Here is a 26,560-nt window from a genome sequence, read left to right as displayed (position 1 = left end):
GATCGAAGATCTTCCGTACGACCCCGAGGCTTCCCGTGGATTAGTCGGACACTCCCACGACACCATCGGTCTGATACCCTCGAACGGTGTCGTGGGTCACGGTCGAGGCGTCCACGGCCCCCGATGTCTGCCGTCTCAAAGTCGCGTAGCGACTTTGCGGGCTGCACAAGAGCTTCGCTCTTGTGAACGTCGCACCTTCCGAACAACGGGAAGGCTGTTGAGAGCAGGCACATTCCAATCGAGTTTCTTCGCGCCTTGCTTGGCAACGTTCACACTGTCGGCCTGCTCCGCCTGTAGAAATATACGCCCCGCTAGGGTTACTTCCCGTATGGACGACCCGCCGCCGCCCGGGGGAACGAACATCGAGGGCGAGTCGCCACAGGCCGAACCGGCGATCGAGACCGACGAGGCGACGATCACCGACGACGCCGAACTCGAGCGCACCCTCGGCCTCTCCGGCGGGCTGGCGATCGGTATCGGGACGATGATCGGCGCCGGAATCTTCGTCTTTCCCGGGCTGGCGGCAGGCCGTGCGGGCCCCGCCGCGGCAGCCTCCTTCGCTATCGGGGCGGTTGTCGCCCTGCTGGTCACGCTACCGGCATCCGAACTCGCGACGGCGATGCCGAAAAGCGGCGGGGGGTACTACTTCATCTCCCGCGGGCTCGGCACCCTCGCCGGAGCCGTCGTCGGTCTCTCGCTGTGGTTCGGACTGGTGTTCGCGACGGCGTTCTATCTTTAAACAGCGAGAGAATCCCGCCGTTCACAGTAGTTGGGAAGTGTGCATTGGACAGGAATTGGAGAAGTGATTGCCTAATTGATGAAACACCACATATTACAGAACTAAAAGTTAGAGTGTGGTTCCTGACACGTCACAGCGCGTCGACGGCGTAAACGGCGCGAAAATCCGCTTTCAAAAATCAGTTGTCACTACGATCGCAGGCGAACCCGACCACGCAGCCGTCAAGTGACGCTTTGATCGCCGTGCTTGTTCCGAAGCACCACTAAGAGGTACTTCGCCGTCACCGGTGGCGAGGCGTCAGACGGATGATCGATGCTCTTCTCCACGACGGCGTTCACCAGCACCCAAATATTGTACAGCAGCACCGAGAGCCGATAGTAGAACTGGCGTAACGCGAAGTCTGTAGAGGCTGTCCTTGGTAAGAAATCCTGCGTAACCCGATAGCTTGTTTCGATTCCCCATCGACGCTCGTAGGACTTGCCGATTCGCCGTGCTTGTCGCCGCGTTAGCTCTCGATTCGTGATAAACGTGATGTACTCGTAATCAACCCGCTCCCGCGCCGGCAAGACGAGACGCGTGATTGTAACCGACTCGTATGGTGGTCGTGACCGAGACATGGTCACACCGTGTTCGACGTTCACACCGTCTTTTGACTCCATCCACATCGACTTCGTCTTCGAGTTTCGACGGGCGCGAATCACGAAGTTAACCCCGGTCTCGAGCAACGCCTGCGCGAACAGGACTTCGGCAAACCCTCGATCCAAGATCGCGTCTCGAATGAATACCCGCTCGTCTGCTATCTTCACCATCGCTTTCACTGCTTCGAGCTTCTCCTGCTTCGAGGTCACTTGTCGAACAGCAAGGGTGAACTTCTCGCCTTCGTCTCCGACCACGCTCAACGTGAGGAACTGGTATGCCTTGTTCGTGCCGCGATCAGGGTTGACCGACGAGATGCGCGGCGTCTCCGAGTCGCCATAGTACAACCAGTTGTGCCCGTCAATTGCCACATCGACGAAGCCGTCGAGATAGCCCCGACGGTCGGCCATCTTCCACAGAATGTCCGAGAGGGCGTCGAACATTTCGGACACCTTGCCATCATCAAGCTCGTCGAAAATCCCGATGTAGTTGCGGAGTGTTTCACCGCTGGGGGCGGTGGACTCGTCATCCACCTCTTCGCGCCACGTCTTCGCGCCGTTGTTGGCGAAGTCGTTGGAAAAGGCCATATGGAGAAAGAGATCGAGTAGATCCTCTTTGGTGTACGCAGCTCCTTCGGGGAGTCCAAGGTCGATCTTATCGTAGAACACCTCACGGAACTGGTCGGCCGCCTCGTGAGCTGTTCTTCGCTTGACGCGGTACTCGGTTCGTGGCGATACGTCCTCCTTGTCCTCGACGCTGAGGGTCTGACTTCCAAGTAGGTTTCCGGTTTCACGAGCGAAATCGCGTATGTGCCCGCACAGATCCTCAACGACCTGTTTGACATCGTCCCCGAGATAGTTGTTCCACGCCCGGGAGAGGGTGGTTCGGTGCGGGGCGTCCTTGCCTTCCGGGATCTTTTCCGGGTCGTAGCCAATCGTCCGAGCGCGATCGTGTTTGGATAGCGTCCTGTGGAGGTCTTGCCATCCGTAGTCCCAGAGTTCCCGCAGTACCATCGCGCGAAAGTGTGAGTCGAGGCCATACTGGTGGTGCCAGCCAGCTCGCGCGTCGTCGAATTCGTGGAGGTTTTCCGGGGTGAGGGTGCAGGCGACTGTGAAAGCGTTGTGTCCCCGCTCAACCTGTTCTATGGCCTGCTCGTAGAGGGCATCAACTGCGTCCGAAACATGAGGTTGTAACGACGACATGTGATGATGATTAGTCCATATTGGACTAATACTTGGGTGTGTAGCTTCCGGGCTTCCGTATTTTTACGGATTGTATATCGTATCTATGGAGTGTCTATTGCGATCTTCGCCAAAGTCGGGTTCTGAAACCTCTCCACCTCCAGTTAACCACAAGTATTAGTATAGTACATACTGTACTTATTAGTGGAATGGGAAGAGAACCACACTCGGCCACGAACTCGTCAGTAGCGGAGTTCCTCGGGCGTAAGGGGGCAATCGGGTTACTCTGCGAAATTCACCCCGAGGGCTCGCAGTACACGGAATTGGCCAATGAACTCGAAATTAGCAGGACAACCGTCTCGAACCGGTTGCAAGAGGGTGAAGCCGAGGGGCTGTTTGAACGAGAACGAATCGAGGGAAGAGGGACAACTCACGCATACGTCTTCACCGAGGCGGGCGCAGAGCTTCGTCTTCGACTGGATCACGCCGGAATCACCGAGAAACATCGAACTATCAAGCGGTTACAACGGAAGTTCCACGACCAGGTTGCCGACTTGGTGAAATGGGTGGGGGAAAACGAGGTTGAGTTAAGGTCTCCGTCGGAAGACGCCAACTCTCGAGAACTCCTCCGCAGGTACGGTCGCTTCGTTAACCTGCAACGATGACTGAATACGTAACTCAAAAATAGCACCCCACCGGCCAAGTGGCTTCCGTGGGATCAGACGCGTATCAGTAGTTGGTAGTGCGGTTTTATTCAATTCGGGCCGTGAATACGAACCGGTCGAGTCGTTACCTACAGATGCAAACTAAGCAAAGAAAATATATATGGAACGAAGCTAACTATTGAAATATAATGTCCTCCACAGCAATACAGTCTGGCTCTGATCAAGCCGAGAATCGTTCTTTGGGTGGGATTTTCGTCCACGTATTGGCGCTTTTCACCAGTTTCGTCGGCCCTGCCATCATGTATGCCATCTCAGATCACGAATTTACGAGAGAGAACGCCCGAAACGCGATTAATTGGCATATCTCCGTTATTGTTCTGGCAGTTGCTGCGTTCGTGACAGGCTTCCTTGGTGCCGACGAAGTAACAATCAACGGTGAGCCGACTGAACTGTTGGCGGTACCGTCACCCCTCGATACAGTGTTTACCTTCATTGGAATTCCCTTGCTACTTGCACTGGTGGTCGCGGTTTTCGCTACATTCGGATTTGCTGTCATTGCTACACAGAAAGCGGCGTCCGGGTCAGCATGGTCTTATCCCGGTTCGATTAATCTCATCGAACGGTTCAGATAGTCGTTCTATTGAGTGATGGCTGCTTGACCTGTACTGAGCAGCCGATTCACCGAAGTGATGTGAAAATAAGCAATGCACAGATTTTGGCATTCGCAACTACTGTTCACGGCGGGTGTGAATCGCGTCACTTGATTTCGCAGCCGCCGCTAATCGGCGGAACTGGATTCCATACGTTCGTCGATACAAGCTCTCACGAGGCTGGATAGGTTGATGTGATTTTCGTCGATCCATCACGCCCTGCCCGAGCAGACGACGCCCGATCAGGCGCGGCTCCAGTACGAGGCGCGCGCCACCGGCGCGCTCGAGGATCTGGCGGCGGAGTTCGGGGCGGACGAGGGAACCGCCGACTACCGCCTCGTGTTCACACACGACCGGAAGCAGACGTTCGATCGAATCGCAGCGGAGACGAGATCCGGGGCGTACGCGATTCCGGGCGCGACCGGCCCGATCGATCGGCTGCTCGTGGCCCTGACGGGCGACGTCGCCGTCGAGCGGATCGTCTCGTTCGTCGCGGGACTGATCGGCGAGCGGGAGATCGACGTCACGCTCTTTCTGGCGGCCGACGACGAACCCGCGGGTCGCGAACTGCTCGAGACGGCCGCAGCTCCCCTCGCCGATCGCGGCATCGACGTTCGAACCGAACTCGCGGTCGACGAACCGCCGCTCGAGGCGCTCCTCGAGGCGACGGTCGGCCACGACGCCGTCGTGATGGGCGAGCGGGCGCCGTCGCTGCTGACGCTCGCCTTCGGCGAGGACGCCGAACGCGTCGCGGCCGAGTCGGTCGGTCCGGTGCTCGTCGTTCGGAACGTCGAGGAGGGCGGGTCCGAAAACGAGGGGTAACCGGATTTGGACGCGGGCTCGAGCCGGATCAGAGGGACTCGTCGGACCCGTCAGCGTCGTCCGTCGAGGCGGACTCGTCGTCAGCCGCGTCTCCGTCCCCCGCTCCCTCCGTTCCCTCGAGGTACTCGCCGCGAATCACGAGCACCGGATCGACGGTTTCCCTGGCCAGTCTCTTCGCTCGGTCCTTGAAGACGTACCGACGAACCGACGGCCGGCTCTCGCCGACGACGAGTAGGTTGTGATCGGCCGCGGTCTCGAGGATCGCCCGCGTCGGCGAGCCGTCCACGACGAGGGAGGTGTCGATCCGCTCGCGGGCGACGCCGGTGGCGGCGAGTTCGTCGACGGCGACCTCGAGGAGTTCGGTCCGACGCGTTCGCTCGTCTTCGTCGGCGACGTGGAGGAACGTCACCTCGAGGTCGGTGTTCGCGAGCACCGCACCCAGAAACCGGGCGATGTACTCGAGGTTGACGTCGCCCCGGACCGCAACGAGCACTCGCTCGAGAACCGGGGCGGGGTTGACCAGCAGGATCGCGTCGCAGTCGGTTTCGACGGCGACGCGCTCGAAGGTCTTCAACCGATCGTGGGTAAAGACGCTCCTCGACGAGACCTCGAGACAGCCGGCGTCCTCGAAGACGGCGTGAAGCTCGTCGAGTTCGGCGCGGACGCGCGAGCCGTACCGGTCGCGGGCCTGGTCGGTCCCGGTCTGTTCGGGGAGTTCGCGGTAGCCCAACAGGACGACCGGAACCGACGCGAGCACGTCGATCACCGTCTGCGGGACGCTTTCGCCGCCGAGGACGTCGACCGGCACCAGTACGCGGTGGTCGGGAACAGCCATTGGCGAAGCGTGATATCGTACGTCAGGGAACCTAATAGACCTCCGTAGCGACGGCCGTGACAGTCATCGACTCACCACGGTCGGCGATCACTTTCGCCGCGGATCCCGCAGGGTTTTTGCGGTGGAGAGCCAGGCTCCGCGTATGACCGAGGCGACGGGGATCGTGGGGGAGTTTCTCTCGCTCAAGGAGGAGACCGAGGCCGACCTGCTGGCGATGCAGTGTGGTGACTTCTACGAATTTTTCGCGGCGGACGCCGAGACCGTCGCCGACGAACTGGACCTCAAGCTGTCCCAGAAGTCCTCGCACGGCTCGTCGTACCCGATGGCGGGGGTCCCGCTCGACGATCTGACGCCCTACCTCAAGGCGCTCGTCGAGCGCGGCTACCGGGTCGCCGTCGCCGACCAGTACGAGACCGACTCCGGCCACGCCCGCGAGATCGTCCGGGTCGTCACGCCCGGCACCCTGCTCGAGACCAGCGACGCCGACGCACAGTACATGGCTGCGATCGTCGCGGACTCGAGCGCTCGCGGCGACGACCCCGCGTACGGCCTCGCGTTCGCCGACGTGACGACCGGACGGTTTCTGGTCGCCGAAGCCGAGGACGCCGACGAGGCGCTGACGGAACTGTACCGGTTCGACCCCGTCGAGGTGCTGCCGGGCCCCGAGGTCCGGAGCGACGACGACCTGCTCGGACTGGTTCGCGAGCGCCTCGAGGCGACGCTGACCCTCCACGAGACCGAGGCCTTCGCGCCCAAGCGGGCGAGCCACGCGGTCCGCGAGCAGTTCGGCGACGGCACCGTCGACCGCCTCGGCGTCGGCGAGTCCGCCGTTGCGGCCGCGGGCGCCGTCCTCGACTACGTCGAGGAGACGGGAGCGGGCGTGCTGGCCTCGATGACCCGCATCCAGGCCCACCGCGGCGACGACCACGTCACCCTCGACGCGACCACCCAGCGCAACCTCGAGCTGACCGAAACCATGCAGGGCGAGCGCGAGGGATCGCTGTTCGCGACGATCGACCACACCGCGACCAGCGCGGGCGGCCGCCTGCTCAAGGAGTGGCTCCAGCGGCCGCGACGGTCGCTCGAGGTCCTCGAGCGCCGCCAGGCGAGCGTCGGCGCGCTGTCGACGGCGGCGCTGGCCCGCGACGAGCTCCAGGACGTCCTCGGCGAGGCGTACGATCTGGCGCGGCTGGCCTCGAAGGCGAGCCACGGCAGCGCCGACGCGCGGGATCTGGTCGCGGTACGTGAGACGCTGGCCGCGCTGCCGGCGGTCGCCGACGTCGTCGCCGCGAACCCGGACCTCGCCGACTCGCCGCTCGCCGAAATTCTCGAGCGTCCTGATCGAGACGCTGCCCGCGAACTGAGCGAGACCATCGAGGAGGCCATCGCCGACGAGCCCCCGTCGACGGTAACCCAGGGCGAACTGTTCCGGTACGGGTACGACGAAGAACTCGACGAGGTAATCGAGCGCCACGAGGAGGTCCGGGAGTGGCTCGAGGGGCTCGCCGACCGGGAGAAACGCCGCCACGGCTTGAGCCACGTCACCGTCGACCGGAACAAGACCGACGGCTACTACATCCAGGTCGGCAAGTCCGCGGCCGACGGCGTTCCGGACCACTACGAGCAGATCAAGACGCTGAAGAACTCCAAGCGGTTCACGACCGACGAACTCGAGGAGAAAGAACGCGAGATGCTGCGTCTGGAGGAGCGACGTGGCGACCTCGAGTACGAGCTGTTCGAGGAACTCCGCGAGGACGTCGCTATGCGCGCCGAGCTCCTGCAGGACGTCGGCCGGGCGCTCGCGACCGTCGACGCGCTGGCGAGCCTGGCGACCCACGCCGCGGAGAACCGATGGGTGAACCCCGCGCTGCACGAGGGTGATCGTCTCGAGATCGAGCAGGGTCGTCATCCCGTCGTCGAGCAGACGACCGAGTTCGTCCCCAACGACGTCCGCCTCGACGATAACCGGGGCTTTCTGGTCGTCACCGGACCCAACATGTCCGGCAAATCGACGTACATGCGCCAGGTCGCCGCCATCGTCCTGCTGGCCCAGATCGGGAGCTTCGTCCCCGCGAAGAGCGCCGAGATCGGCCTGGTCGACGGGATCTTCACCCGCGTCGGGGCGCTCGACGAACTCGCGCAGGGACGCTCGACGTTCATGGTCGAGATGAGCGAGCTTTCTAACATCCTCCACACCGCTACCGAGGAGTCGCTGGTCGTCCTCGACGAGGTCGGTCGCGGAACCGCGACCTACGACGGCATCTCGATCGCCTGGGCCGCCACGGAGTACCTCCACAACGAGGTGCGGGCGAAGACGCTCTTCGCCACCCACTACCACGAACTAACGGGGCTGGCCGATCGACTCCCGCGAGTCGCCAACGTCCACATCGCGGCCGACGAGCGCGACGGCGACGTCACCTTCCTGCGGACCGTCCGCGACGGCCCCACCGATCGTAGTTACGGGATCCACGTCGCCGATCTGGCTGGCGTCCCCGAACCCGTCGTCGACCGCTCCCGTGACGTCCTCGAGCGCCTGCGCGAGGAGAAGGCGATCGAGGCGAAAGGCGGCGGATCGAGCGAGCCCGTCCAGACGGTGTTCGACGTCTCGAGCGGGCAGTTCAGGGGTGCGGCCAACACCGACGGCGGATCGCCCAAATCGAATGCCGAGGACGACGACGCGGGAGCGCTCGACGCCGAAACCGAGCGGGTGCTCGAGGATCTCGAGAGCGTCGACGTGAACGAGACCTCGCCCGTAGAACTGCTCTCGAAGGTACAGGAGTGGCAACGAACGATCGAAGAGTAGACGACGATCGCGTCCACTCCCGGTTCTCGATTTTCTTACTGTCGGTTGTATTTATGATCTATCTAACTAGTAGCAACGGCCTACAATCAGAGATATTGAAATACATTTATTAGCTACTGGATATTCAGTGATTGTAAGAGAGGTGGAACGGGTGCTACGAAATCTACTGATAGTCGACGACAACCCAGCTGACGTCAGATACACGGAAGAGATGCTGAAGGAAGCGGGGGTGGAGAGCGATCGACACGTCGTGAAAGACGGTGTCGAAGCACTGCGGTTTCTCCGCCAGCGCGGCGAGTACGCCGACGCGCCGCGTCCGGATCTGGTCCTGCTCGACTGGCATCTCCCGCGGAAAAACGGCCGGGAAGTGTTAGGCGAATTGCGAGCCGACGGGTGTCTCGCCGACGTTCCGGTGGTCGTAATGACGGGGTCGCGACTCGAGGTGGAGTCGCTCCGGACCGAATCCGAGGGGGCGGACACGTACGCCGTCAAGCCCCTCGAGGCCGACGAGCTACGGCAGTTCGCCGAACGACTGGGTGGCGCTCGGCGGCTCGCGTAGCACGAATCACGACGGACGAACGGGTTCCGTCGTCTCCGACCCGTCGCTCGAGTTCCGTGCCGATCCGTCGGTGTGGTAGCCGCCGCCGACGACGTTGATCGTCGCCCCGACGAGCAAGACGAGGGCGTTGCCGTAAAGCCAGACGAGCAATAGGATAACCGCCCCGAGCGTTTCGTAGGTGCCGACGGTGTCGGCGAGGCCGACGTAGATGCCGAAGACGACCTCGAGCAGGACCCAGCCCGCCGCGGCGACGAGCGTTCCCGGCAGGGCCTCGCGAACGCCGATATCGGGGTCGGGGAAGACGTAGTACATGGGGAAGAACGCCACCGAGAGGCCGACGAGCAGCGCGAGCGGGGAGAGCGCCTCGACGAGCGCGCTGTCGACCGTGGCCAGCGTCGCCGCGACCGCGCCTGCGCCGACGGTCGCGATCAGGATGACGGCAAAGACGACGACACCGTCGAGCAGCTTCTGTGCGAACGGGCTCTCTCCGCCGCCGTAGAGCTCGTCGAACGCGGTGTTGAGTCCGCGGAAGATCCGAAGCATCCCCCACAGCAGGGAGGCGACCCCGATGAGCGACGCGCCAGCGCGCTCGGGGGCGTGGGTCAGCGCCTCGAACACCAGCCCTTCACCGGCGGGGCTTAGATACTGACGGGCCAGCACCGTGATCTGCTCGGTCAGGTAGTCGTTGCCGACCGCGCCGACGACAATGAACAACAACAGCAGGAGCGGGAGAATCGAGAGGAACGCGGCGTGGGCGATGCTACCCGCCATGAACGTCACGTTGTGGTCGCGGATCACGCTCACGACATCCCGAGCGACGGAGCCGACCCGTCGCGGGTCCATACCGGACGAACGACACCTGACTCAAAAAGATCGGAGCCGGAAGCTGCCGCGGCCGTCGCGATCCCGGCGGACCGAGCGGAGCGACGTGGTCCGAAACGTGGGCGCTACAGGAGCAGCAGGATCGAGCCGTAGCCGCCCGCTCCAGCCGCGAACGCCCAGAACCGACTCTCCTGGGTTCGGGGGAGCTCGTCCTTGATCGCGTTGAAGACGATGCCGCCGGTCAGCAGACCGAGCAGGACTGTGAGCGCGACGTCGCCGAACGCGTAGACCGCGCCGAGACCGGCACCGAGCAACACCGCGGCCGCGAGTACCCACCGCCCGATTCGTCGGTAGGCCTCCCGGTGGTGCTGTTCCATCGCCGCATCGTTGCCGAACAGGTGCAGCGCCATCGCGACCGCGAACAGCACGTCGCTCTCGGTGCCGGTCTCCCCCTGAACGAGCACGTACCCGATAAACGCGTTGTAAACGACGAATCCGCCGACGTGGATCCAGAAGACGGGCTCGTCGGTGAACGGACCTAGTTCGTGTTCGAACTCCCGGGAGCGCGAAATCGCGGCCAGTCGCTCGAGCCCGTAGAACAGCACCAGCCCGACGAACGCGAGCCCGTAGATGTGGTGTTCCGCGAGCGAGCCGACGAGGAGGTCGACGCCCTCGAGGGAGTCCCGACGGCCGTCGAGTTCGGGAAACAGGTGGAGGAAGGCGTAGACGATCGAGACGCCGCCGGCAGCCGAGAGCAGGCCGTGGCGCGATCGGCCGCTCGAGACGGGTAATCGGTTGGGAAGAAGGTGGACGAGCGCAACTGCGACGACGAGCGCCGCAACGAGGAGCGAGTCGCCGTCGACGAGCGCGAGGCCGGTGAGCATCGGTGGCGGGTTGGACACACAGCGTGCTCGTTCTTTCGCTACGAGTGCCGCCTGCACCGCGGATGCGGCGAGTGTAACTACATTCGCTCCGGACGCGTAAGACCTAACCAGCCGCTGTGAGTACGCGTTACTGATGATCAGCGGACGCGGCCGAAGCCTCGAGCGCGTCGATTTCGGACCACCACAATGAGCGACGACACCACCACCCCGGAGGGGACAGACATCCGCCAGCTCGACGAGGACACCGTCGCCAGGATCGCCGCCGGCGAAGTCGTCGAACGGCCCGCCAGCGCGGTCAAGGAACTCCTCGAGAACAGCCTCGACGCCGACGCCGACAGCGTCGACGTCACCGTCGAGGCGGGCGGCACCGAGCTGATTCGGATCGCCGACGACGGCCACGGGATGAGCGAGGCCGACCTCCGGACCGCGGTCCGCCAGCACACCACGAGCAAGATCGCCGGCCTCGAGGACCTCGAATCCGGCGTCGCCACCCTCGGATTTCGGGGCGAGGCCCTGCACACCATCGGCTCCGTGTCGAAGCTGACAATCAGGAGTCGGCCGCAGGGCGGCGACGGCGTCGGGACGGAACTCGTCTACGAGGGCGGGGACATCGTCTCGGTCGAGCCGACGGGCTGTCCCGCCGGAACCGTCGTCGAGGTCACGGACCTCTTTTACAACACCCCCGCGCGCCGGAAGTTCCTCAAGACGACGGCGACCGAGTTCGCCCACGTCAATCGCGTCGTGACCCGGTACGCGCTGGCCAACCCCGACGTCGCGGTCTCGCTGACCCACGACGGTCGCGAGGTGTTCGCGACGACGGGCCAGGGCGACCTGCAGGCGGCCGTCCTCTCGGTGTACGGCCGCGAGGTCGCCTCGGCGATGATCCCCGTCGAGGTCGACGGGGACGAGCTTCCCGTCGGACCGCTCGAGTCCGTCTCAGGACTCGTCTCTCACCCCGAGACGAACCGCTCGAGCCGGGAGTACCTCGCGACGTACGTCAACGGGCGCGCGGTCTCGGCCGACGCCGTCCGCGAGGGGATCATGGGCGCCTACGGCACCCAGCTCGGGGGCGATCGCTACCCCTTTGTCGTGCTCTTTCTCGACGTTCCGGGGAAGGCCGTCGACGTCAACGTCCACCCCCGAAAGCGGGAGGTGCGCTTCGACGACGACGACGCCGTCCGACGGCAAGTCGATTCGGCCGTCGAGTCGGCGCTGCTCGAGCACGGCCTGCTTCGCTCGGGTGCGCCCCGCGGCCGGTCGGCGCCGGACGAGGCCCGGCTCGAGCCCGGTGGCTCGGCCTCGGGTTCGGGGGGACGGCCGGCCGCTGCGGGCCCGGGACGGCAGGACTCGAGCCCGTCGAGCGAGCGGCCGACGTCTCGAGAGGCCGACGCCGAGGCGTCCGACTCACCGTCGGACGACACCGACGCAGTTGATTCGCGAGCGGCCGACGCCGAACCGGCTTCAGCGTCGTCGGATTCGGTCGCGGGGGTCTCACCCGACGACGACTCCTCGAGCGGGTCGACCGTCGACGAACGTCCGGCGACGGGGAGCGTCGAGGGTGTGGACGCGCCTCGCAGTTCGGTCGCACCGGAGTCCGAAACGCCGGTCGAGCCGAGCGAGGGAGCGGCCGAGCCGTCGACCGACGCCGACTCGAGTGCGACCGAACCCGAGCACTCGGCGGACTCGAGCCGTCGCTTTTCCGGACCGACCGAGCAGCGAACGCTCGGCGGCGAGGCCGCCAACGGCGAGGTCTCCGAGTTCGACTCGCTGCCCTCGCTGCAGGTGCTGGGTCAGTACCGGGATACGTACCTCGTCTGTGAGTCCCCCGAGGGACTCGTCCTGATCGACCAGCACGCCGCCGACGAGCGGGTCAACTACGAGCGACTGCGCGAGGCCTTCGCCGACGACCCCGCCGCCCAGTCGCTGGCCTCGCCCGTCGAGCTCGAGCTCACCGCCGCGGAGGCCGAGGCCTTCGAGAGCTACCGGGAGGCGCTCACAAGGTTGGGTTTCCACGCGAATCGGACCGACGACCGCACCGTCGCCGTGACGACCGTTCCCGCCGTGCTTGAGGAGACCCTCGAGCCCGAGCGACTACGGGACGTCCTCACCTCGTTCGTCGAGGGCGACCGGGAGGCCGGCGCGGAGACGATCGACGCGCTGGCCGACGAGTTCCTCGGCGACCTCGCGTGTTACCCTTCGATCACGGGCAACACCTCGCTGACGGAGGGGTCGGTCGTCGACCTGCTCGCTGCGCTCGACGACTGCGAGAACCCCTACTCGTGTCCGCACGGTCGACCCGTGATCGTCCGCCTCGAGGACGGCGAGATCGAGGACCGGTTCGAGCGGGATTACCCCGGACACCACGGCTGACTCCCGTTCGAAGCCGTACTCGCCACTGTGCTCGATAGAAGGGGCGGGTCGGCGCCAGTACCACCCGCTCGAGCAGAAAGTACTTATATTAATACAGTAATGAAAACATTGTTGAAAGTGAGTGTGTTACTCATACTCGTTGGGTGGCTGGTGGTACTCTGCCTGTACCTCGGGTTCTTCGCCGGCATGAGCGTCCCGGAGAGCGATCGTCGAGAGTCCAACCGCGCGCCGCGCCGTCGGGGTTCTCGGTAACGCGGTCAACCCATCGTTCACGTCGTTGACGACCGCTCCTCGAGCGTAGCTGATTACGACGCGACTGTCTGCCAAAATTTTCCAAAATTCGACCGCTGCTGCAGATATTTTATCCCCTTTCGATCACCGGTTCCACAACTATTACATTACTAACCATGATCGACTTTTGTGTCGCTATGACACGACATACAAAAACACGGCGGCGGGTGCTGCAAGGAATCACGGCGGCGGGACTGTCGGTCGGAATGATCGGCGCGGGAAGCGCCGGCTCGTCGACTACCTACGTCGTCACTGGGGGCTCGAGTGGCCGGTTTGAGGACGCCGGCTTCTCGGTCACTCGCGAACTCGCGGGCGGGTCGGTTTCGATCGTCTCCGGGCCGGCGGACGCCGAGGACGACCTCGAGGCGGTATCGGGCGTCAGCGGCGTGACCGAGAACTTCGAGGTCGATCTCGCCGACCCCGTCGAGAGCGCCGAACCGCAGACGACCGACGACGCGGAGTTCACCGACCTGCAGTGGGACAAGGAAATCACCGATACCTTCGAGGCTCACGACTACGCGACGGGTGAAGGAACTCGAATCGTCATCGCCGACACGGGCGTCGACGGTAGCCATCCGGATCTCGAGGGGAACTTCAACGAGGATTTGAGCGTCTCATTCGTCGACGGTGGTGAGGAGGCTCCCCACCTCGGTGATAGCGGTGACCACGGAACCCACGTCGCCGGGACCGCAGCGGCAACGGGTGATGTCGGCGTCACCGGAACCGCTCCCGACGCGGAGATCGTCTCGGTTCGAGTCCTCGGTCCGGATAGCAGCTCCTTCGCCGACATTCTCGCCGGCTCGGACTACGCCGCCAGCATCGGTGCCGACGCCGCGAACTACAGCCTCGGCGCGGGACCGTTCCCGCCGCAGATGAACGAGGACGGAACGCGGGTTGCCGTCCAGCGAGTGATGCAGGACGCCGCCCGTCGCGGCACCGTCTCGACGGTTTCCGCCGGTAACGCCGAGACGAACCTCCAGCAGGGAGGGATGTACTACCTTCCGGGTACCGTCCAGGGTGTGATGACCGTCTCCGCGAGCGGCCCGAACGACGAACTCGCCTTCTACTCGAACTACGGAACGAACGAGATCGAAGTCGGGGCGCCCGGTGGCGGGCGCGCTACCGAGGACGAAACCGAAGAAGAGGACCAGGTCCTGTCCACTGTTCCAGGTGGCTACGCCTGGTTCGCCGGCACCTCGATGGCAGCCCCGCAGGTCGCGGGCCTCGTCGGTCTCGTGCGCGAACTCGAGCCTGAGATGAACGCAAACCAGGTCGAGAACAACATCGCCCACGGTGCGGAACTGGTCAACGGGCGAAGCAGCCCCGAGTTCGGCGCCGGGCGCATCAACGCGCTGAACACGGTCCAGCGAATCTGAACGGTTCCAGGCCGGCTTTTTCGTTCGGCAACGGTAGGTAACTCGAGCCCGTACCCCGAGCCATGCGCGAACTCGACGGCTCGGACGCCGGCGGGCAGTTCCTCCGGACCGCGCTCACGCTGTCGGTCCTCGAGGACGAACCCGTCCGGCTGGAGAACGTCCGCGGCGACCGACCGAATCCGGGACTGGCCAATCAGCATCTGGCCGTCCTCGAGACGCTCGCCGCGGTCGCCGACGCCGAGGTTTCGGGGGCCGAACTGGACGCGGAGACGGTCGAGTTCGATCCCGACCGCTCGAGCGCGGGCGGGCTCGAGGGCGGCTCCTACGCCGTCGATATCGGGACGGCCGGAAGCGTGACGCTGCTGTTCGACGCCCTCCTGCCGCTGGCGACGGTTCTCGAGGCGCCGCTGTCGGTGACCGCGACGGGAGGGACGGACGTCGAGTGGTCGCCGCCGCTGGACTACCTCCGACAGGTCAAGCTCCCGCTGCTCGGAGCGCACGGGCTCGTAGCGTCCTGTGAGGTCGATCGCCGCGGGTTCTACCCCGACGGGGGTGGTCGAGTGACGCTGCGGATCGCCCCCTCGAGTTTCGAGCCCCTGGCGCTCGAACGGCGGGGCGACCTCGAGGGCGTCCGACTGTACTCGACCGAGTCGGCGTCGCTCGCGGATCAGGACGTCGCCCACCGCCAGCTCGAGGGGGCCCTCGAACGGCTCGACCTCGCGGGCGCCGACCGAAACGTCGACAACGGGGGCAACGAGGACGATCAGCTCGAGGTTCTCGAACGACAGGAGCGAACCGCCGAGAGCCCCTCGCCGGGCTCCGCGCTGGTGATCAGGGTCGATCATGGCACGGGAATCGCCGGGTTCGGCGCGTTGGGTGAGCGGGGAAAACCAGCCGAGCGCGTCGGCGAGGACGCCGCCGACGCGGCGAACCGGTTTCTCGAGGAAGACGCACCCGTCGACCGCCACATGAGCGATCAGCTCCTGGTCTTTCTCGCGCTCGCGGGGGGACGGGTACGGATTCCGCGGGTGAGCGACCACGTCGAAACCAGCCGGGCGCTGCTCGAGGCGTTCGGCCGGGAGATCGATCTCGAGCGCCGCGAGGAGGATGCTGTCGTCTCGCGGTCGCCCGACCTGCCGTAGCGTCGAACGACACACCTTAACCGCAGCCGATCGATCACCCGCACATGAGCACACCAGCGAGTACCGACGGGAGCGATCGGAGGGCAGCAGCGTGAGCGAGATCGTCACCTTCGGCGAGACGATGCTGCGGCTCTCGCCGCCCGACCAGCGACGGCTCGAGGAGACGGCCGAGCTCGAGGTTCGTGCCGCGGGCGCGGAGAGCAACGTCGCTATCGCGGCCCAGCGACTCGGGTCGGCGTCGGCGACCTGGACCTCGAAACTGCCGGACTCGCCGCTGGGTCGGCGCGTCGTCGGCGAGCTCGAGGGGTACGGTATCGACACCGAGGTCGTCTGGAGCGACGAGGGTCGGCAGGGAACCTACTACCTCGAACACGGCGGCAAACCCCGCGGAACGAACGTTATCTACGACCGGAGCGACGCCGCGGTCACGACCGCCGAGACCGAGGAGATCGATACCGGGCTGATCGAGGACGCCGACCTCTTCTTTACGACCGGGATCACGCCCGCGCTGTCGGAGACGCTGCGGGAGACGACGGCGGAGCTGCTCGAGACGGCCGCGGAGAGCGGGACGAAGACCGCCTTCGACTGCAACTACCGGGCGAAACTCTGGTCGCCCGAGGAGGCCGACGACCGTCTTCGCGAGCTGTTCCCGTCGATCGACGTGCTCGTCGTCGCGGCCCGGGACGCCCGGAACGTGCTCGGTCTCGAGGGCGAGGCCCGCGAGCTGGCCGACGAGCTGGCTGGGACGTTCGGGTTCGAGACCGTCATCGTCACCCGCGGCGCCGAGGGTGCCCTCGCCTGGAACGACGGCGAGGTCGTCGAACAGCCCAGCTACGAGACCGAGACGCTCGACCCGATCGGCACCGGCGACGCCTTCTCGGGGGCCTTCTTCGCCCGCCGGCTCGAGGGCGACGACGTGGAGACCGCCCTCGAGTACGCCGCGGCGACGGCCGCGCTGAAGCGGACGATCCCCGGCGACATCGCGCTGGTCACCCGCGAGGAGGTCGAGACGGTCGTCGCCGAGGACGAGGGCGGGATCTCTCGATAGCCCCGGCCTGCAGAATCTCTTTTTGCCCGTTGTTCGTATTCCGGGTATGGTTCACGTCGCGATTATCGGGGCGTACGGGAGCGCGGGCGTCGCCGTCGCCGACGGGTTGCTCGAGCGAGCCGAGGAGCTGTCCGAGCTCGAACTGACGCTGATCGACGACGGCGACCCCGGCGGCGGGCTCTGCATTCTTCGCGGGTGTATGCCCTCGAAGGAGGTCCTCTCGGCGGCCGACCACCGGTTCCGGGCGCGCCACGACGACCGCCTCGAGGGCGTCCCCGAGGTCGATCCCGAGGCCGTCGTCGCCCGCAAGGACGAGCACATCTCCGGGTTCGCCGAACACCGCCGCGAGCACGTTCACGAGCTCGCCGACCACGAGAACGTCGAGTTCCTCCGCGAGACCGCGCGGTTCGTCGACGACCGCGTCCTCGCAGTCGACGGTCGCCGGCTCGAGCCCGACTACGTCGTCGTCGCGACGGGATCGACGCTCAACGTCCCCGACCTTCCGGGAATCGACGACGTCGAGTTCATGGGAAGCGCGGACGTCCTCGACGCGACCTCGTTTCCCGACTCGGGGATCGTCATGGGCTTCGGGTACGTCGGCCTCGAGCTCGCGCCCTACCTCAGCGAGGCCGGCGACGTCGACCTCACCGTCATCGAACACGACGACCACCCCCTCGACGAGTTCGAGTCCGAGTACGGCGAGACGATCCTCGAGCTCTACCGCGAGGAGTTCGGGATCGAGGTGCTGACGAACGCCGACGAACGACGGCTCGAGTGGACCGACGACGGCGGCGTGCGACTGTACGCCGACCAGGAGGGCGAGGAGCGGATCCTCGAGGCCGACCAACTCTACTGCTTTACGGGTCGACGGCCGAACCTCGACGGGCTGGGGCTCGAGGAGACCCGGCTCGAGCCCGGTGAGGGATGGATCGAGTCGACGATGCAGGCGGCCGACGACGACCGCGTCTTCGTCGTCGGCGACGCGAACGGCCGCGAGCCGATCCTCCACGTCGCCAAAGAACAGGGCTTTGCGGCCGCACAGAACATCGTCAGCCACGCTCGCGAGGAGGAGTGCGAGCCGTACGCGAACGTTCCCCACCACGTGATATTCTCGGGGCTGGGAACGTACCCGTTCACCCGCATCGGTCACACGCCCGAGACCGCAGCCGAGACCGAGATGGAGACGATCGTCGTCACCCGCGAGGCGAGCGACGACGGCGTGTTCAAGACGAAGGGTCACTCCGAGGGACAGGCGACGATTATCGTCGACGCCGAAGGCGGGACGGTGCTCGGGTTTCAGGGGCTCCACCTCCACGCCGACGTGATGGCCAAGACGATGCAGGTGCTCGTCGAGATGAAAGTCGACGTCCGCGAAGTGCCCAAGCGAGCCTACCACCCGACGACGCCCGAGATTCTGGACGGCCTGCTACGGGAGGCCTGCGAGGAACTCGGCGACGAACAGGACTGCGTCGACGACACCGACGCCCGCGATCTGGCGCTGTAGCGGCGTGCTATCCCGGTTCTCGCAATCTTTATTATTAACTGTGGCCTATATATCTCGATCAGTTATGAGATCCTTTGATGAAATGAACCGCATGTTCCGCGAGATGGACCGCATGTTCGACCAGTTCCGCTCGAGCTGGGACGCGGAGTTCCCGGCCGACGACCGCGGACTCGGCCGGCCGGCGCTCGAGGGGGCCGACGCCGCCGAGCCGACCGCGATGGATCACGGGGTAGCGAACCTGGAGGAGATGGACGGCGAGTACGTCTTCGTGATGGACCTGCCCGGCTTCGAGAAGGCGGACATCGACCTCTCCTTCCGTGACGGCGTGTTATCGGTCCGGGCTCACGCCGACGCCGAGGAGGGGTCGGAGAGCTACCGGGCGCTTCGCTCACGACGGGTCGCCAGACAGGTTCCGATCGCGACGGCCGTCGACGACGACGAGATCTCGGCGACGTACCACAACGGCGTCCTCGAGGTTCGGCTGCCGATCGTCGACGACGAGCGCGAGGACGATCACCGGATCGAGATCGAGTGAGGACACAGGAGACACTCCGTCCACCGGGGACCGAGGCGACGTATCGGTGAACCGCAACGGGAAAACGGAGTCGTGGAGCGTGTGACAGGGATCCAGACTCCAGCCGTACTTGTATAGTATCTAATAAAATAACTTGTCAGTTTCTCATTGGTTGAAACTCACCGATAGTCGCATCTCAAACTGTCCACGGCAGGGCCGTTCCCGATGACGGGTGGAGGTTACTCGGGATCGTCGACTACTTCGATCCCGCGGTTGTTGACCGCAGCGGGGTCGAGGCCGACCTCCTGGAGGAACTGCTTGTACTCCCGTTCGCACTGCTCGGCGTCCTTCTGTTTGTCGCTGGCCCGATCGCAGAGTTCGATCAGGTTCTCCGGGACGTCGTTCTGGTAGACGATCCAGTGGTTGATGAGGTCGCTGAGTCGGCGGATGGGGCTGGTGAAGTGGCCGTAGATCTCGAAATTCAGCGCGTGGTGGCCGCCGAAGGGGTCGTTCATGTACTTCGCGCGCGGCATCACCTTCATCACGGCCCACTGGATCTTGTCGAGCTGGCGGCCGGGGGCCTCCTCGAGGGTGGCGTTGACCGCCATCCGGGGGTCGTCCCACTTGTCGCCGGGGATCGAGACGCCCTCGAGGTCCTGGATCTCCCGCAGGGCTTCCGACCACTCGTCGGGGCTGGGCTGGGGGTGGACCCGGTACATCGCCTCGACGCCGCGAGACCACATGAGCTCGTGCGTGACGGCCTTGTTGGCCTTCAGCATACACTCCTCGATGATGGTGTGGGCGCGGTCGCGGGCGGGGTTCAGGACGAGTGAGCCGTCCTCCTTGCGCTGTTCGTGCATTTGATCGGCGACCTCGTGGACGAGAACGTTCTCCTCGTGTAACGGCGCGTCGGGATCCTCGAGACGATTCTCGGCCTGCGTGTAGGTGAGCCGTTCGTCGGATTGGATCACCGACTTGTAGATCTCGATGTTCTCGTAAGAGAGGTTCTCCTTGTCGAGGTGCATCTCGACGGTGTGGGCGAGCCGATCCTCGTTGGGGACGAGCGAACAGACCGTCTCCGCGAGGACGGGCGGAAGCATGTGGATGGTGTACCCCGGCAGGTAGACCGTGTTGGCGCGCTCGACCGCCTCCTCCCACATCTCGGAGTCCGGGTGGACGTAGTGGGTGACGTCGGCGATGTGGACCCAGAGGACGTACTCGTCCTCGCGCTCCTCGATCGAGAGCGCGTCGTCGAAGTCCTGGGCGTCGATCGGGTCGGTCGTCCACGTCGTCAGCTCCCGGAGGTCCTCGCGTTCGTCGACCTCCTCTTCGATCTCGGCCTGGACGCCCTCGGTCCGCTCGCGGGCCTCCTCGAGCACCGCCTCGGGGAACTCGTCGCGGATCTCGAACTTCTCGAACAGCTCCTCGCGCTTGTTCTCGAGGTGGCGCGCGACCTCCTCGGAGATCTCGACCGGGCCCTGGCCCTCGGCCGTACCGGCCTGGGCCTGTGCGTCGTCGCTCATAGGCTGGCCTACGAACGTCGGGGTGAAAGTCGTGTCGGGACGGATACGTTCAGGACTCCTCCTCGAGTCGGCCGTCCTGGTTCTCGACGGCGGCGACGTACTGCGCAAGAAACGTTTCCCAGGGGTATTCCTCGTCCTCGAGTTCGACGAGCAGCGACTCGAGTCCCTCACGTGGGAGGTGGCAGAGGTCGCCGTAACAGGGCTTACAGAGGTACTCGAAGCGCTTGTTCTCGCGCTCCCACCGATCGCCGTACTTGTCGTACTCGCGAGCGCTTGAGCGCGGGACCTCGGATCCGCACGCGGGACAGACGACGGACGGATCGCGGTTCCGAGAGAACCACATACTACCGACCAGCGCATGAATCTACTTAGCGATTGGCACACCTGGCGTTCGACCGGAGCCTCCGTCGAGTCGGTCGCGGGAACGGGCGTTTTATACTCCGACCGGTCCTCCCCACGGATATGCAGGTCAAGTCTCGCCACCACCTCCGCAGCGACGCCATCTCCGAGATCGAGGAGATGCTGTCGGCGCAGCTCGGCGTCTCCCCGGAGGGCGACACCTACGAACGCGTGGAGTTCGAGGAGACCGACTGGGAGGTCGTCCTGATCGACGGCGAACCGCAGGTCGCCTTCTTCGACGAGGAGCCGTTCCTGACCGTCAGGGGCGCGAACGCGTACGATCCCGAAAAGCACGTGGTCACCGTCGACAGCGGCGCGATCTCCTTCGTCAGCGACGGCGCCGACGTGATGCGTCCCGGAATCACCGAGGCGACCGACGACATCTCGCCCGACGACCTCGTGTTGATCGCCGAGGAGTCCCACGGGAAGGTGCTGGCGGTCGGCCGGGCCCGCGTCGAGGGGTCGGAGATGGTCGGGAACGAGGGGAAGGTCGTCGACTCGCTGCACCACGTCGGTGATGACCTCTACGAGTTCGCCGGCTAACTGCCGTTCTCCGGAGTCGACGGTGCCGGGTACGACTGATCCCGCGCGACGACCGTCTCGGGTGTGAACTCGAGGAGCCGGTACGCGTCGGGGTCGAGGTCGACGAACGTCGCTGGCCAGTCCTCGCGCCGTGTTCCCAGGTACTTCTCCAGCAGCCGTCCAGCAACCACCTCGTGGTACGACTCGAGCGACGCCCTCCCCCGCATGCCGACGTGTTCGACCCGGCCCGTAGTGGCGTCGAAGTCGACGATCGCGAGCGCAGTCTCGGGGTCCTGCTGGACCCGCTCCGGGTACGAACGCCCCTCGAGTTGTGCGATGATCCAGACGATTCCGTCCGCCCACAGGAACCACAGCGGGGAGACCCGGGGCCCGCTATCGGACCGCTGGGCCAGAAAACAGAACAGCGGTCGGGCGAGAAACGCCTCGAGCTCGACCTCGAGCGTGTCCTCGATCAGCTCCACGGGCTACTCCGCGGCCTCCTCGAGGGAGTCCTCCTCGAAGGCGTCCGCGTACCGGTCCAGGGTGTCATCGTAGCCCTCGAGCGCCAGCTCGTACGTCTCCCGCAGGTCCTCGATCGGCGACTCCGTCGCATCCACTCGCAGGTCGTTGTACGGCGGGGTAAACTCGTAGTCCTCGGTCGTCTCGACGACGATAGCTGCGCTCTGGATCGGCAGTTCCTCGCGTTTGTCACCGCCCTCGCCGTGGCCCGCCTCGAGGGCGTCGATCAGGCGCTTCGCGAGCGGGTCGGCGCCGACTCCTGTACCCGCGGTCTCGTCGGTCGTCTCGTGGACTGCACTCTCGGCGTAGGCGTCGGCGGTCGCCTCGAGCACCGACTCGCCGACGAGCATGTTGCCGGCGACGGTGTAGTGGTCGCCCTCCAGGTCGCCGAACCAGCCCTCGCAGTCCTCGCCCGAAAAGACGAACGTCGAGTCGGTGTCGACGCCGTGGAGCTGACGCTGGGACGCGCCGTCGTCGGCCTCGAGCAACGCCTCGAGGGCGTCGTCGACGGCCAGTCCGTCGTCGAGGTAGCGAATCCCGTCCCGTCCGAGGTCGACGTTGACCAGGCTCTGGGTCGCGACGGCGCCGTTCTCGCTGGCGAACGGACAGAGGGTGCCGACCCCCGGGAGACGGGTCGTAACGGCGACTCCGAATCGCTCGTGGGCCTCCCCGTCCGGTGTCTCGTACGTTTCGCGGACGCAGATGCTGAACGTCACAACCGGGGCCAGGTGTCCAGCCGGCAAAAAGGTCGGTATCGCGGACGATCGCGAACGCGCGGCGGAGTCGCGGCCCGAACGACGGTCGGAAATCAGCGGTCGGTGCTTACGACGAGTTTCGCTCGAGTTTCGCTCGAGTGCGGGCACCGGCGTGACCGACCGCACCGACTGCGACGACGACCAGGTACAGCATCGTGAGCACGGTTCCGAGCGCAGCGCTCGCGGCCCGCGAGTCGGTCTCCTCCTGGGCGTCCGAGAGCGTCGCACAGCGCTCGACGAGCCGTCGCGTCGCTCGCGCGGTTCGGCCGTCGGGATGGTCGGCGAGCGTGCCGGCGATCGGCGGGCTAATCCGGTAGTAGACGTCGATCAGACCGCGACCCACGGGGGTCGCCGCCATCGATTCGTCACGGAAGCGCCGCAGCGAGTTGAGCGTGTGCCCCTCGCCGGTCGTCGCCGTCGTGATGAAACAGCCGCCCGTGGTGTCGGTCGTAAACGTCTGGACGAACCCAGTATCCTCGTCGACCGCGCTCTCGGCGATCGCGCGGAACTCGTAGTCCGTCCCCTCGGAGAGCCCCGAGATGTCGTCGTCGAACGACTCCGTCGAGGTGAGCGTCTGTGTGGCCGTTTCGTTCGGAAGATCGCCGCCAGCCTCGCCCCACTCGAAGCGGACGTCGGCGCTGCTCGCGTCGCCGAGGTCCGAGAGCGACCCGTTGAGCGTCGCGGCCGTCTCGCCGACCCCGGTCGCCGAACTCGTCGAGACCGAGAGCTCGGGTTCGGGCGGTTCGGCATCCTCGAGGATCGCCGTCTCGGCGTCGAGCAGTCCGTGACCCTGCTCGTTGCCGCTGAGACCGACGTCCTCGGCCGTCTCGAACAGTTGTTCGCGCGCCTCGGTGTTTTCCATCCCGTCGCCCATCAGGTACGCCGCGGCGCCGGCGACGTGGGGACACGCCATCGACGTCCCCGAGAGGGTGTCGTAGTCGCCGCCGGTGTACGTCGAGTAGATGTCGCTGCCGGGTGCGGCGATATCGACCTCGGGACCGCGCGAGGAGAAACTCGAGATCTCGTCGTCCTGGTTCGTCGACGAGACGGCGACGACGGAGTCGTACGTCGCGGGGTAGCCGACGCTGTCACAGCAGCCGTCGTTGCCGGCCGCGGCGACGACCAGCGACCCCTGATCGACCGCGTACTGACAGGCGTCCTCGAGCGCCTGTACCGGCGTGGGCCCGCCGAGAGACAGCGAGATGACGTCGATACCCTGGTCCGCGGCCCACTCGACGCCGGCGGCGACGTCACCGAAGTCACCGCTTCCCAGGCTGTCGAGGACCTTCACGGCGTACAGCTCCGACTGGAGCGAGACGCCGACGACGCCGGTGTCGTTGTCCGGCGCGACCGCCGTTCCCGCGCAGTGGGTCCCGTGGCCGTTGTCGTCCCCGTACGGTTCCTGACAGGAGTTGCAGGTCGTTCCGAACGCTTCGCCGCCCGCGACGTCCAGGCTCTCGTGGTCGACCTGAACGCCGGTGTCGACGATCGCGATCGACCCGTCGGAACCGGTTTCGCCCGCGTCGTGGACCAGATCGCCGCCGACGCGATCGACGCCCCACGGCGTCGTCTGGAGCGCCATGGCCCGCTGGTCGTCCTCGACGTACCGGACGTTCGGGTTGTTCTCGAGCCCGTCGACCGCCTCGTCGGGAAACGTCCCGACGATCGCCTTCCCGATCCGATCGAAGTCGAGTTCGTGGTGGATCTCCTCGGCACTCTGTCGGGCGAGACCCGGCGGGGCGTCCGCGGTCAAGCCGATGATCTTCCGTTCCGGTGGTCCCTGTGCGGCTGCCGTCTGTACGATTCCCGCGGCCGTCGCGCCCGCTGCGGTGCCGCGAAGCAGACGACGACGACTGACGTTGTGTTCTGACATGAGTAGCGAATGCGCGGCGTCAGCGTTCGGCGACGACGGCGACGACGATACGATCGGGGGCGTTCGTTCGCTCCGCTCACGGGTTCACGTGGCGTCGGCCCCGCGCCGGGGCGACACCGCCCTCGAGCCGTGATCGTCTTCCGTGTTCCAGTCTGACGTACCGCACACTTGTTCTTACAATTAATACTACTGTATATTAATTTTTCGTAGGATAGTGTATTGCTATTCTATGAACGGGGGCAGAATATTTTGGCAGTTCACGGTCGGATTACCGTTCGGGGCGCTCGCCTCGGTCCGAACCCGGCGACGGCTGCGTCATGACCCGCGCTCGTCGTCGCAACCGGCGGCGTCGTCTGACGCAAGAACTATACTGGCGGCCACGCAGGATATCGTCAATGGGATTCATGGATAAGATCGTCGGCACCGGTGGCCAGCCTACGACCACCACCGACGATTACGTCGAACTGGACCTCGGCGACATCTCGACCGAGTCGGCCGAGGCGCGGATGCAGGTTCGGATCGCCGAGATCAGCGGTCAGGCCGACGCGGTCGCCATCAAGGACGCCGTCTACGACGGCGACATCGTGTTCGCGGATATCACTCGGCTGCGGACCAACGACAGCACCGTCGAACACATCGTCGACGAGCTGCGACAGGTTGCCCACGAGGTCGACGGCGACATCGTCCGCAAGGGCGACGATCAGATCATCGTCACCCCTGCGGGCGTACGGATCAACCGGACGAAGTTAGGCCAGGACTCCTGATCCCGGACCTCCACCGACCCCCCGATCCAGCGTCTGTCGACAGACGTCGATTCCCTGTTCGACGAGTGTAATCTCTGATACGGTCGAGAGCCGCGTTCCCGGGGACTGCAAACGATAATACTTTTCCATTACTATACGAAAGCCCGAGTATGGTTGACGATCTCGAGAAAGGGCTGGAGGGAGTTCTGGTCGCAGAGTCCGGGCTCAGCTCGGTCGACGGTGATGCCGGACGCTTGATCTATCGTGGCTATTCGATCGAGGACCTCGCTCGCGGCGCGAGCTACGAGGAGGTCGTCTACCTCCTCTGGCACGGCGAACTCCCGACCGAAGACGAGCTGGAGTCGTTTACCGCGTCACTGACCGAGGAGCGATCGGTCGACGACGACGTTCTCGAGACGGTCGAGCAGCTCGCCGACGCGGACGAACGACCGATGGCGGCGCTGCGGACGGCGGTGTCGATGCTCTCGGCGTACGAGCCGGAAGCCGACGCCGAGCCCGACGATCTCGAGGCGACGCGACGACAGGGACGACGGATCACCGCCAAGATCCCGACGGTCCTCGCGGCGTTCGAGCGCTACCGCCTCGGCGAGGAACCGGTCGATCCGGACCCCGACCTCGGACTCGCGGCCAACTTCCTCTACATGCTGACGGGCGAGGAACCCGACGAACTGGCCGCCGAGACGTTCGACCAGGCGCTGACGCTGCACGCCGACCACGGGCTGAACGCCTCGACGTTCACCTCGATGGTCATCGGCTCGACGATGGCCGACATCTACAGCGCCGTCACCGGTGGCATCGGCGCCCTCTCGGGACCGCTCCACGGCGGCGCCAACCAGGACGTCATGGAGGTCCTCATGGAGATCGACGAGAGCGACCTCGACCACCGCGAGTGGATCGAACAGGCGATCGACGAGGGGCGTCGCATCCCCGGCTACGGCCACCGCGTCTACAACGTCAAGGATCCGCGCGCGAAGATTCTCGAGGAGCGCAGCGAGGAGCTCGCCGAGCAGGGCGAGCGCAAGTGGTACGACTACACGACGACGATCGAGGAGTACCTGGTCGAGGAGCAGGGCCTCGCCGAGAAGGGGATCGCGCCCAACGTCGACTTCTACTCCGGCTCGGTCTACTACCAGCTCGGGATCCCGATCGATCTCTACACCCCCATCTTCGCGATGAGCCGCACCCCCGGCTGGATCGCCCACGTCGTCGAGTACCAGGAGGACAACCGCCTCATCCGCCCGCGCGCCCGGTACACGGGCCCCGAGGATCAGGAGTTCGTCCCCCTCGAGGAGCGGTAGGCTAACAGAACGGGCGGTGTCGGTCGAGGAAAACCGGCGCTACTTTTTGCGACGCGCGAGAGTGAC

General features: G+C 65.2%; 23 protein-coding genes and 3 pseudogenes. 16 read left to right on the top strand and 10 right to left on the bottom strand.

What is annotated here, in order from left to right; all coding sequences use genetic code 11:
- Window positions 1-40: 40 nt before the first annotated feature.
- Window positions 41-291 (bottom strand): annotated as a pseudogene (locus ACFEMD_RS01590) (hypothetical protein); the annotation flags it as partial.
- Between the two features lie 37 nt (window positions 292-328).
- Here ACFEMD_RS01590 and ACFEMD_RS01585 point away from each other — a divergent pair.
- Window positions 329-736, top strand: a pseudogene (locus tag ACFEMD_RS01585) (amino acid permease); the annotation flags it as partial.
- 224 nt (window positions 737-960) lie between these two features.
- Here the strand turns inward: ACFEMD_RS01585 and ACFEMD_RS01580 are convergent.
- Window positions 961-2,577, bottom strand: a complete 1,617-nt coding sequence (locus ACFEMD_RS01580; RefSeq protein WP_394739127.1) for a transposase — start codon at window positions 2,575-2,577, stop codon at window positions 961-963.
- A gap of 188 nt (window positions 2,578-2,765) precedes the next feature.
- On the opposite strand from ACFEMD_RS01580, the gene ACFEMD_RS01575 reads away from it, so the two are divergent.
- The 3 genes and pseudogenes from ACFEMD_RS01575 to ACFEMD_RS01565 form a co-directional block, all read left to right on the top strand.
- Entirely contained in the window at window positions 2,766-3,221 is a 456-nt protein-coding gene (locus ACFEMD_RS01575; protein WP_278305121.1) for a winged helix-turn-helix transcriptional regulator, read from the top strand.
- A 188-nt stretch (window positions 3,222-3,409) separates the two neighbouring features.
- The gene (locus ACFEMD_RS01570) at window positions 3,410-3,853 is read left to right on the top strand and encodes a DUF4870 domain-containing protein (protein WP_278305120.1); all 444 of its coding nucleotides are present in this window, start codon (window positions 3,410-3,412) and stop codon (window positions 3,851-3,853) included.
- A 228-nt stretch (window positions 3,854-4,081) separates the two neighbouring features.
- Window positions 4,082-4,693, top strand: a pseudogene (locus ACFEMD_RS01565) (universal stress protein); the annotation flags it as partial.
- Window positions 4,694-4,721: 28 nt separating this feature from the next.
- Here the strand turns inward: ACFEMD_RS01565 and ACFEMD_RS01560 are convergent.
- Complete coding sequence (locus ACFEMD_RS01560; RefSeq protein ID WP_394739126.1) at window positions 4,722-5,528, bottom strand: universal stress protein; 807 nt, start codon at window positions 5,526-5,528, stop codon at window positions 4,722-4,724.
- Window positions 5,529-5,670: 142 nt separating this feature from the next.
- On the opposite strand from ACFEMD_RS01560, the gene mutS reads away from it, so the two are divergent.
- Both mutS and ACFEMD_RS01550 read left to right on the top strand, forming a co-directional pair.
- Window positions 5,671-8,331, top strand: a complete 2,661-nt coding sequence (gene mutS, locus ACFEMD_RS01555; protein WP_394739125.1) for a DNA mismatch repair protein MutS — start codon at window positions 5,671-5,673, stop codon at window positions 8,329-8,331.
- Window positions 8,332-8,482: 151 nt separating this feature from the next.
- Window positions 8,483-8,890: a response regulator gene (locus ACFEMD_RS01550; protein ID WP_394739124.1), complete on the top strand. Its 408-nt coding sequence runs from the start codon at window positions 8,483-8,485 to the stop codon at window positions 8,888-8,890.
- 6 nt (window positions 8,891-8,896) lie between these two features.
- Here ACFEMD_RS01550 and ACFEMD_RS01545 read toward each other — a convergent pair whose 3' ends face one another.
- The gene (locus ACFEMD_RS01545; protein ID WP_394739123.1) at window positions 8,897-9,733 is read right to left on the bottom strand and encodes a YihY/virulence factor BrkB family protein; all 837 of its coding nucleotides are present in this window, start codon (window positions 9,731-9,733) and stop codon (window positions 8,897-8,899) included.
- 104 nt (window positions 9,734-9,837) lie between these two features.
- Window positions 9,838-10,596: a hypothetical protein gene (locus tag ACFEMD_RS01540; RefSeq protein WP_394739763.1), complete on the bottom strand. Its 759-nt coding sequence runs from the start codon at window positions 10,594-10,596 to the stop codon at window positions 9,838-9,840.
- Window positions 10,597-10,782: 186 nt separating this feature from the next.
- Here ACFEMD_RS01540 and mutL point away from each other — a divergent pair, with 186 nt between their 5' ends.
- The 6 genes from mutL to ACFEMD_RS01510 all read left to right on the top strand — a co-directional run bounded on the left by mutL (window position 10,783) and on the right by ACFEMD_RS01510 (window position 18,862).
- Window positions 10,783-12,966 (top strand): DNA mismatch repair endonuclease MutL, encoded by a 2,184-nt coding sequence (gene mutL, locus ACFEMD_RS01535; RefSeq protein WP_394739122.1) that lies wholly within the window; start codon window positions 10,783-10,785, stop codon window positions 12,964-12,966.
- A 428-nt stretch (window positions 12,967-13,394) separates the two neighbouring features.
- A complete protein-coding gene (locus ACFEMD_RS01530) occupies window positions 13,395-14,633 on the top strand; it encodes a S8 family peptidase (RefSeq protein ID WP_394739120.1) in 1,239 nt (412 codons plus the stop codon).
- Window positions 14,634-14,695: 62 nt separating this feature from the next.
- Window positions 14,696-15,775, top strand: coding sequence for an RNA 3'-terminal phosphate cyclase (rtcA, locus tag ACFEMD_RS01525; protein ID WP_394739119.1), 1,080 nt, complete (start codon window positions 14,696-14,698; stop codon window positions 15,773-15,775).
- Between the two features lie 91 nt (window positions 15,776-15,866).
- A complete protein-coding gene (gene kdgK1, locus ACFEMD_RS01520; protein WP_394739118.1) occupies window positions 15,867-16,823 on the top strand; it encodes a bifunctional 2-dehydro-3-deoxygluconokinase/2-dehydro-3-deoxygalactonokinase in 957 nt (318 codons plus the stop codon).
- Window positions 16,824-16,869: 46 nt separating this feature from the next.
- Complete coding sequence (locus ACFEMD_RS01515) at window positions 16,870-18,327, top strand: dihydrolipoyl dehydrogenase family protein (RefSeq protein ID WP_394739116.1); 1,458 nt, start codon at window positions 16,870-16,872, stop codon at window positions 18,325-18,327.
- 82 nt (window positions 18,328-18,409) lie between these two features.
- The gene (locus ACFEMD_RS01510) at window positions 18,410-18,862 is read left to right on the top strand and encodes an Hsp20/alpha crystallin family protein (RefSeq protein WP_394739115.1); all 453 of its coding nucleotides are present in this window, start codon (window positions 18,410-18,412) and stop codon (window positions 18,860-18,862) included.
- A gap of 218 nt (window positions 18,863-19,080) precedes the next feature.
- Here ACFEMD_RS01510 and ACFEMD_RS01505 read toward each other — a convergent pair whose 3' ends face one another.
- Together ACFEMD_RS01505 and ACFEMD_RS01500 are read right to left on the bottom strand one after the other, a co-directional pair.
- Entirely contained in the window at window positions 19,081-20,364 is a 1,284-nt protein-coding gene (locus tag ACFEMD_RS01505) for a ribonuclease catalytic domain-containing protein (protein WP_394739114.1), read from the bottom strand.
- 49 nt (window positions 20,365-20,413) lie between these two features.
- A complete protein-coding gene (locus ACFEMD_RS01500; protein WP_394739113.1) occupies window positions 20,414-20,707 on the bottom strand; it encodes a DUF7562 family protein in 294 nt (97 codons plus the stop codon).
- A gap of 119 nt (window positions 20,708-20,826) precedes the next feature.
- Here ACFEMD_RS01500 and ACFEMD_RS01495 point away from each other — a divergent pair, with 119 nt between their 5' ends.
- The gene (locus ACFEMD_RS01495; RefSeq protein ID WP_394739112.1) at window positions 20,827-21,306 is read left to right on the top strand and encodes an RNA-binding protein; all 480 of its coding nucleotides are present in this window, start codon (window positions 20,827-20,829) and stop codon (window positions 21,304-21,306) included.
- Here ACFEMD_RS01495 and ACFEMD_RS01490 read toward each other — a convergent pair.
- The 3 genes from ACFEMD_RS01490 to ACFEMD_RS01480 form a co-directional block, all read right to left on the bottom strand.
- Window positions 21,303-21,767: a pyridoxamine 5'-phosphate oxidase family protein gene (locus tag ACFEMD_RS01490; RefSeq protein ID WP_394739111.1), complete on the bottom strand. Its 465-nt coding sequence runs from the start codon at window positions 21,765-21,767 to the stop codon at window positions 21,303-21,305. The genes ACFEMD_RS01495 and ACFEMD_RS01490 overlap by 4 nt on opposite strands.
- A 3-nt stretch (window positions 21,768-21,770) precedes the next feature.
- On the bottom strand, window positions 21,771-22,520 hold the full coding sequence (locus ACFEMD_RS01485; protein ID WP_394739110.1) for a DUF1028 domain-containing protein: 750 nt from the start codon (window positions 22,518-22,520) through the stop codon (window positions 21,771-21,773).
- Between the two features lie 106 nt (window positions 22,521-22,626).
- Complete coding sequence (locus tag ACFEMD_RS01480; RefSeq protein WP_394739109.1) at window positions 22,627-24,432, bottom strand: S8 family peptidase; 1,806 nt, start codon at window positions 24,430-24,432, stop codon at window positions 22,627-22,629.
- On the opposite strand from ACFEMD_RS01480, the gene ACFEMD_RS01475 reads away from it, so the two are divergent.
- From ACFEMD_RS01475 to citZ, 3 genes are all read left to right on the top strand, one after another.
- Window positions 24,431-24,565 (top strand): hypothetical protein, encoded by a 135-nt coding sequence (locus tag ACFEMD_RS01475; protein WP_394739108.1) that lies wholly within the window; start codon window positions 24,431-24,433, stop codon window positions 24,563-24,565. The genes ACFEMD_RS01480 and ACFEMD_RS01475 overlap by 2 nt on opposite strands.
- A 262-nt stretch (window positions 24,566-24,827) precedes the next feature.
- Window positions 24,828-25,196: a cell division protein SepF gene (locus ACFEMD_RS01470; RefSeq protein WP_005552964.1), complete on the top strand. Its 369-nt coding sequence runs from the start codon at window positions 24,828-24,830 to the stop codon at window positions 25,194-25,196.
- Between the two features lie 149 nt (window positions 25,197-25,345).
- Window positions 25,346-26,494 (top strand): citrate synthase, encoded by a 1,149-nt coding sequence (gene citZ, locus ACFEMD_RS01465; protein ID WP_394739107.1) that lies wholly within the window; start codon window positions 25,346-25,348, stop codon window positions 26,492-26,494.
- The last annotated feature ends 66 nt before the right edge of the window (window positions 26,495-26,560 follow it).

It is taken from the genome of Natronococcus roseus (genome assembly GCF_043677095.1).
Taxonomy (GTDB): Archaea; Halobacteriota; Halobacteria; order Halobacteriales; family Natrialbaceae; genus Natronococcus; species Natronococcus roseus.
The sequence above is the reverse complement of the archived record's forward strand: the minus strand, read 5'-3'. Positions and strand labels throughout refer to the sequence as shown.